The sequence below is a fragment of the Amycolatopsis rubida genome, assembly GCF_900115345.1.
GTDB classification, from domain to species: domain Bacteria; phylum Actinomycetota; class Actinomycetes; order Mycobacteriales; family Pseudonocardiaceae; genus Amycolatopsis; species Amycolatopsis rubida.
In genome coordinates this window covers 382,226-388,652 of sequence record NZ_FOWC01000009.1, presented here as the reverse complement: position 1 = coordinate 388,652, position 6,427 = coordinate 382,226, and the positions used below count along the sequence as shown (strand labels likewise).

Annotated in this window: 4 protein-coding genes; 1 reads left to right on the top strand and 3 read right to left on the bottom strand. The window is 70.7% G+C overall.

Annotation, left to right across the window (positions count from 1 at the left end; genetic code table 11):
• Positions 1-216: 216 nt before the first annotated feature.
• Together BM362_RS31360 and BM362_RS31355 are read right to left on the bottom strand one after the other, a co-directional pair.
• Entirely contained in the window at positions 217-1,131 is a 915-nt protein-coding gene (locus tag BM362_RS31360; protein WP_067575608.1) for a nucleoside triphosphate pyrophosphohydrolase, read from the bottom strand.
• A complete protein-coding gene (locus BM362_RS31355; protein WP_338080525.1) occupies positions 1,128-2,126 on the bottom strand; it encodes a SurA N-terminal domain-containing protein in 999 nt (332 codons plus the stop codon). The genes BM362_RS31360 and BM362_RS31355 overlap by 4 nt, the downstream gene beginning before the upstream one ends.
• 81 nt (positions 2,127-2,207) lie before the next feature.
• Between BM362_RS31355 and BM362_RS31350 the strand changes: the two genes are divergently transcribed.
• Complete coding sequence (locus BM362_RS31350; protein ID WP_067575606.1) at positions 2,208-2,621, top strand: hypothetical protein; 414 nt, start codon at positions 2,208-2,210, stop codon at positions 2,619-2,621.
• Positions 2,622-2,846: 225 nt separating this feature from the next.
• Here the strand turns inward: BM362_RS31350 and mfd are convergent, their stop codons facing one another.
• Positions 2,847-6,425 (bottom strand): transcription-repair coupling factor, encoded by a 3,579-nt coding sequence (gene mfd / locus BM362_RS31345; RefSeq protein ID WP_167545502.1) that lies wholly within the window; start codon positions 6,423-6,425, stop codon positions 2,847-2,849.
• Positions 6,426-6,427 lie beyond the last annotated feature (2 nt).

The window sequence follows — 6,427 nt, the reverse complement described above, 5'->3', positions numbered from 1 at the left end:
CACGGCACGGCACGGCACGGCACGGCACGGCACGGCACGGCACGGCACGGCACGGCACGGCACGGCACGGCACGGCACGGCACGGCACGGCACGGGCGACGATCGCATCAGGCAGCGAGGAAAGCAAGCCTCGCACCAGATCCCCAGGCGAAAAGATCCCACCAGCCGCCCATCACGCCCTCGCCGCGGGAACCCGAGCAGCGCAGCGAAACCGGCTCAGGCCGAGGGCCAGAACTTCCGCCAGCCTTCAGCTTCCAGCGTCGCCGGTTCGACCCCGGCCCGCCGAGCGGACGTCTCCGCGGCGCGGATGTCGCGGGCGAACTGCTTCGCCACCGCCCTCAGTTCGCCTTCGGGATCCAACCCGCCCCGGCGGGCGGTGGCCGCCGTTCGGAAGAGCTGGGCGGGGGCCGAGGAGTCCTGCGGGAACAGGTCCAGCGGGATCCCGGCCCGGCCGCTGCGCTGGCCCAGTTTTCCGGCCAGTGCGACCGCGGGCTGGCCAAGCGCGACGCCGTCCACAATGGACTTGCGTTGCTTCTCGGCCTGCTTCAGCTCTTCCCACTTCAGTTCCTGGTGCTCGGCCGAGGCGATCCGGGCCGCGTCGGCGAAGACGTTGGGGTGGCGGCCTACCAGTTTGTCCACCAGGTCGCTGGCTACGTCGTCGATGGTGAAGGGCGCACGGCCGTGTTCGGCGGCTACGCGGGCGTGGAACAAGACCTGAAGGAGGACATCGCCCAGTTCCTCGCGCAAGGCCGCGCGGTCGTTGTCCTCGATGGCTTCCAGCAGTTCGTACGTTTCCTCGACCAGGTACTGCCGCAGGGATTCGTGCGTCTGCCGGGCGTCCCACGGGCAGCCGCCCGGCGAGCGCAGGCGGTCCATGACCTCGACCGCTTCGACGAGCGGGGGCACAGGGGTTTCGATCAACCGCGCACCGGCGGCGAGCATGGCGGCCGCAGTCGGTTCGGTGCGGGAAGCGGCGAGCAGCACGATGTCCGCGAAGGACTCGCCTGCCGGTGGGACACCGAACTGCGCGGGGTCGACGTCGGTCGCGGCGTACACGGCACTGGTGCGAAGCAGAGGCAGAGCAGCTGCGGGCAGGGTCGCGCCCCGGACCAGGACTACGGTGCCGGTCACTGCTGCGCCGGGGCACCGCCGTGCAGCGGCACGGCCACGCCCGTCACCTCGGCCGCGCTGGGGGCGAGGTTCATGCCGACTGCGTCCCACACTCCGTAGCGCGGGTTGATTTTGAAGTTCACGCTGCCAACGTACGGCTGGAGCATCCGCACGCCGATCGCGCCCAGCTGAGCCGCGGTCGGCTGCTGGACCTGGTCGGTGGCGACTTTCGAGTCCGTCGTCCGCTTCCGCACCACGGCGGTGACCCACCAGGTCGGCGCGCTCGCCGGGTTCGGCTGGAACGCGATCGCGGTGTTCGCGGGCACGCCGAACAGCACGGTCGCGGCGTCCTGCGGCGACGAGAGCGCGGGAGCCTGCTGGCCCACGTTGCCCTGCGCGCCGCTCTGGATGTCGGCCTGGATCTTGCCCGGGTCGCTCGCGTACTCCTCAGCCTTGGCGATGGCCTGGCTGCGCGCGGCCTTCGGGTCGATCGACGGGGCCTGGCTCTCCGAGGTCGGCGCGCCGATGCTGGTGTAGTCGAAGTTCACCGAGAGCGTCGGCAGGTACTTCAGCGCGATCCGCTGCTGCAGGTACTGATCGGTGATGGCCTCGCGGTGATCGCGCAGCCGCCAGACGAGCTGGGTGACGGCCGCGGACTGGTCCTGCGTGACCGACTCGGGCACCGGCGAGGCGAGCGGATCTTGTTGCATGGCCTCGCTGACGGTGGCCTCGTCGACGGAAATGCCTTCCTTTCGCGCGGCCTTCACGACGACCTCGTGCAGCAGCGTCTGCCGCACGATCTCGCGCCCGACGAGGTCGAGCTGGTGCCGCGAGGCGAGCTGCCGGGCATACGGCTGCTCCTGCACGGCGCGGTCAAGCAGCGCCTGAACCTGGTCGATGGTGGTGACCTGACCGTCGACGACCGCGGCCATGCCCACCTGACTGGGGCCGGCACCGCATCCGGCGAGGAGGAAAGCTCCGGCGAGAACGGCGCCCAGCGCACGGCGGCGCCCCATGATCCGCATCACAGGGCCTACCCTCTCACATGGCCTCGAAACGCAACACCATCGAGGCATCCAGCGGGCTATTGTCGACATATGGACTCTTGGTTGTCGATCGAAGTCCTCGACGGGGCCTTCGCGGCGAGCGCGTGGCAACGTGCTCACGGCGACCGTCTGACCGAGGCCGCGCTGACCAACGGCGCCGAGCAGTGGACGTGGCACGTCCATCGCTGGGGTGTGACGCTGGAGATCGAGTTTTCGTCGGAAGAGAAACGGGATCGCTTCCGGCGCCTGCCCGCGGTGACCGCCGCTCTCGACGCGGTGCCGGATCCGGAACGCGGCTTGCTCGTGTACCCGGGCCGCGGCGGCGGTTCAGGCGCCCGGGTTCCGCGGCGGCCACGGCCGTTGCCGATGTCTGGGTGCGGCGCGCTGCCCACGCCGCAGGAGGAAGTGTCGCTGCGGCTGGCCACGGCGCAACCGCCGGGGTTTGAGGTCTGCTCGACGGGCTGAACCACCGCTTGGTCACGGAGGGCACGCCGTGGCCAAGGGAAACGGCAGAACCTCGCCAGGGAAGCCGCCGCGAGCACCGGTTTCGTGCGGCGGCAGCGTGGCCGTTACCGCTCAGGTTAGGTCCGCGGCGGCGGTTCAGGAGCCCGGTACCTCGCCATCGGGACCGCCGCGAGCACCGATTTCGTGCGGTACCGGCGACGGCCCAGGCGAGGTACGCCGCAGCGCTCACACCGCCGCTGGCGTTTTCGTCAGCTGCGCCAACAGCTTCGTGCACCAGTCGAGCAGTTCCTGGTCCCGCAGCACCGGCGCGCCCATCCGGCCTCCCGCCGGGCCTTCGGTCGGTTTCGGCACCGACACCGTGTTGGTGACCGCCTTGTACAACGCCTTGGGGTACAAGCGTTTCAGCCGCACCAGCTGCGAGTCCATCAACGGCAGCGGCGCGAACCGGATCGTGTTGCCCTGCACCGCGACCTCGGTGACGCCCGCGGCGCGGCAGGTGTGCCGGAACGCCGCGACCGCGAGCAGGCGGGTGACCGGGGCGGGCGGCTGGCCGTAGCGGTCGACCAGTTCCTCGCGTACCGCGTCGAGGGCCGCGGTGTCCGGGGCTGAGGCGATCTTGCGGTACGCCTCCAGCCGCAGCCGTTCGCCGGGGACGTAGTCGTGCGGGATGTGCGCGTCTACCGGCAGGTCGACGCGGACTTCGGCCAGTTCCTCGTCCTCCGCCGGTTCCGCGCCCGCATGCCGCCGGAATGCCTCGACCGCTTCGCCGACGAGCCGGACGTACAGGTCGAATCCGACGCCCGCGATGTGCCCGGACTGTTCCGCGCCGAGGATGTTGCCCGCGCCACGGATTTCGAGGTCCTTCATCGCGACCGCCATGCCCGCGCCGAGTTCGGTGTTCTGCGCGATGGTGGCCAGCCGGTCGTGCGCGGTCTCGGTGAGCGGCGCTTCCGGCGGGTACAGGAAGTACGCGTACCCGCGTTCGCGGCCGCGCCCGACCCGGCCGCGCAGCTGGTGCAGCTGGGCGAGACCGAGCATGTCGCCGCGTTCCACGATCAGTGTGTTGGCGTTGGAGATGTCCAGGCCGGTTTCGACGATCGTGGTGCACACGAGGACGTCGTACTCGTTCTCCCAGAAGCCCTGGATGATCTTTTCGAGCTTGTCCTCGTTCATCTGCCCGTGCGCGGTGACGACGCGCGCCTCCGGCACCAGCTCGCGGATCCGTTTCGCCGCCTTCTCGATCGACGACACCCGGTTGTGCACGTAGAACACCTGGCCGTCGCGCAGCAGCTCGCGCCGGACCGCGGCACCGACCTGCTTGTCGTCGTACGCGCCGACGTAGGTCAAGATCGGGTGCCGGTCTTCCGGCGGGGTGAGGATGGTCGACATCTCGCGGATGCCGGCCAGCGACATCTCCAGCGTGCGCGGGATCGGCGTCGCCGACATGGTGAGCACGTCGACATGCGTGCGCAGCGCCTTGATGTGTTCCTTGTGCTCCACGCCGAACCGCTGTTCCTCGTCGACGATTACGAGGCCGAGGTCCTTGTAGCGGACGCCGGTCTGCAGCAGCCGGTGCGTGCCGATGACGATGTCGACCTCGCCGTCGGCGAGCTGTTCGAGGGTCCGGTCCGATTCCGCCTTGTGTGTGAACCGCGAAAGGCCCTTGATGGTGACCGGGAACGACCGCATGCGCTCGATGAACGTGTTCAGGTGCTGCTGGGCGAGCAGCGTGGTCGGCACGAGCACGGCCACCTGCTTGCCGTCCTGCACCGCCTTGAACGCCGCGCGCACCGCGATCTCGGTCTTGCCGTAGCCGACGTCGCCGCAGATCACCCGGTCCATCGGGACGCCGCGCTCCATGTCCGACTTGACCTCGTCGATGGCCGCGAGCTGGTCGTTGGTCTCGGTGAACGGGAAGGCGTCTTCCAGCTCGGACTGCCACGGCGTGTCCGCGCCGAACGCGTGGCCGGGCGCGGCTTGCCGGGCGGCGTAGAGCTGCACCAGTTCGGCGGCGATCTCCTTGACCGCCTTTTTGGCTCGTGCCTTGGTGTTCTTCCAGTCCGAGCCGCCGAGCTTGTTGAGCGTGGGCAGTTCGCCGCCGACGTAGCGGGACACCTCGTCGAGCTGGTCAGTGGGCACGAACAGCCGGTCGCCGGGCTGGCCGCGCTTGGACGAGGCGTACTCCAGCAGCAGGTACTCGCGGGTCGCGCCGGCGACCGTGCGCTGCACCATCTCCACGAACCGGCCGATGCCGTGCTGGTCGTGCACCACGTAGTCGCCCGCCTTGAGCGCCAGTGGGTCGACCGCGCCGCGGCGGCGCGACGGCATCTTGGTGTTCAAGTCCTTTGTGGACGATCCAGCGGTGGCGCCGCGGCCGGTCAGGTCGGCCTCGGACAGCACCACGAGCGCGCGCTCCGGCGAGACGAAGCCCTCCGCGAGCCCGCCGCAGGTGACCGTGACGGCCCCGGCCGTCGGCACGTCGGCGAGCACCTCGACGTGTTTCGCCGGGACCTCGGCCGCCATCAGCTGCTCGACCGCGCGGCTGGCGGTGCCCTGCCCGGCGACGACGAGCACGCCGGTGCCGCCCGACGCGAGATGCGCGCGCAGGTCGGTCATCGCGCGTTCCAGCTCGCCCCGGTAGGCGGGCGCGGGCTCGATGCCGACACGGTAGACGTCCGGGTCTTCGCTGGTCAGCTGGGTAAGCGTCCACCACGGGCGCTTCGTCTCCTGTGCGTGCGACGCGATCTCGGCCAACTCGCGATACGCCGACGCGCCGAGGTCGATCGGGGCCTGTCCGCCCGCCGCGGCGGTGGTCCAGGAGGCTTCGAGGAACTCCTGCCCGGTGCGGACGAGGTCGGCCGCGCGGGCGCGGATCTTCTCCGGATCGGCCAGCAGCACGTGGCTGCCCTCGGGCATCGAATCGGTGAGCAGGGCCAGTTCGCCCTCGCAGAGCACCGGGATGAGCGCCTCCATGCCCTCGACCGGGACGCCGCCGGACAGCTTGGTGAGCATTTCGGCCAGGTGCGCGTCGGCCTCGTACGTGGTGGCGAGCTCCGCCGCGCGCTCCTTGACGTCCGGCGTGAGCAGCAGCTCGCGGCACGGCGGCGCGGTGACCCGCTGGATCTCGCCGGGCAGCGAACGCTGGTCGGACACCGCGAACGCGCGGATCTCGCTGACCTCATCGCCCCAGAACTCGACGCGGACCGGATGCTGCGCGGTGGGCCCGAACAGGTCGAGAATGCCGCCGCGGACCGCGAACTCGCCGCGCTTCTCCACCATGTCCACGCGCGTGTAAGCCAGCTCGACAAGCCGTTCGAGCAGGTCCTCGAAGCTCTGCTCCTCGCCGACGACCAGATCGATCGGCGCGAGCGAGCCGAGCCCGGGGGCCATCGGCTGGATGAGGCTGCGCACGGTCGCGACCACGACCCGCAGGTCCTCGTCCCCGGCGTGCAGGCGGTGCAGCACTTCCAGCCGCCGTCCGACCGTGTCCGCGCGCGGTGAAAGGCGCTCGTGCGGCAGCGTCTCCCAGGACGGGAAGTCGGCCACGCGATCGGGGCCGAGCAGCGCGCCGAGCGACGCGGTCAGCTCGTCGGCCTCGCGTCCGGTGGCGGTGACGGCCAGCACCGGACGGCCCGCGCCGCCGCGCTCGGAGTCTTCGGCCAGCGCGGCGGCCACGAGCTGCCGTACGGCGACAGCGCCTTGCAGTTCGAGCAGCGGGGCGCCGGCGCGCTCGACAACGCCGCGCAGCGCCGGGTCGGGAAGGATGGCTTGGAGGAGTCCGGACAGTACAGCGTCGGTCACCATCC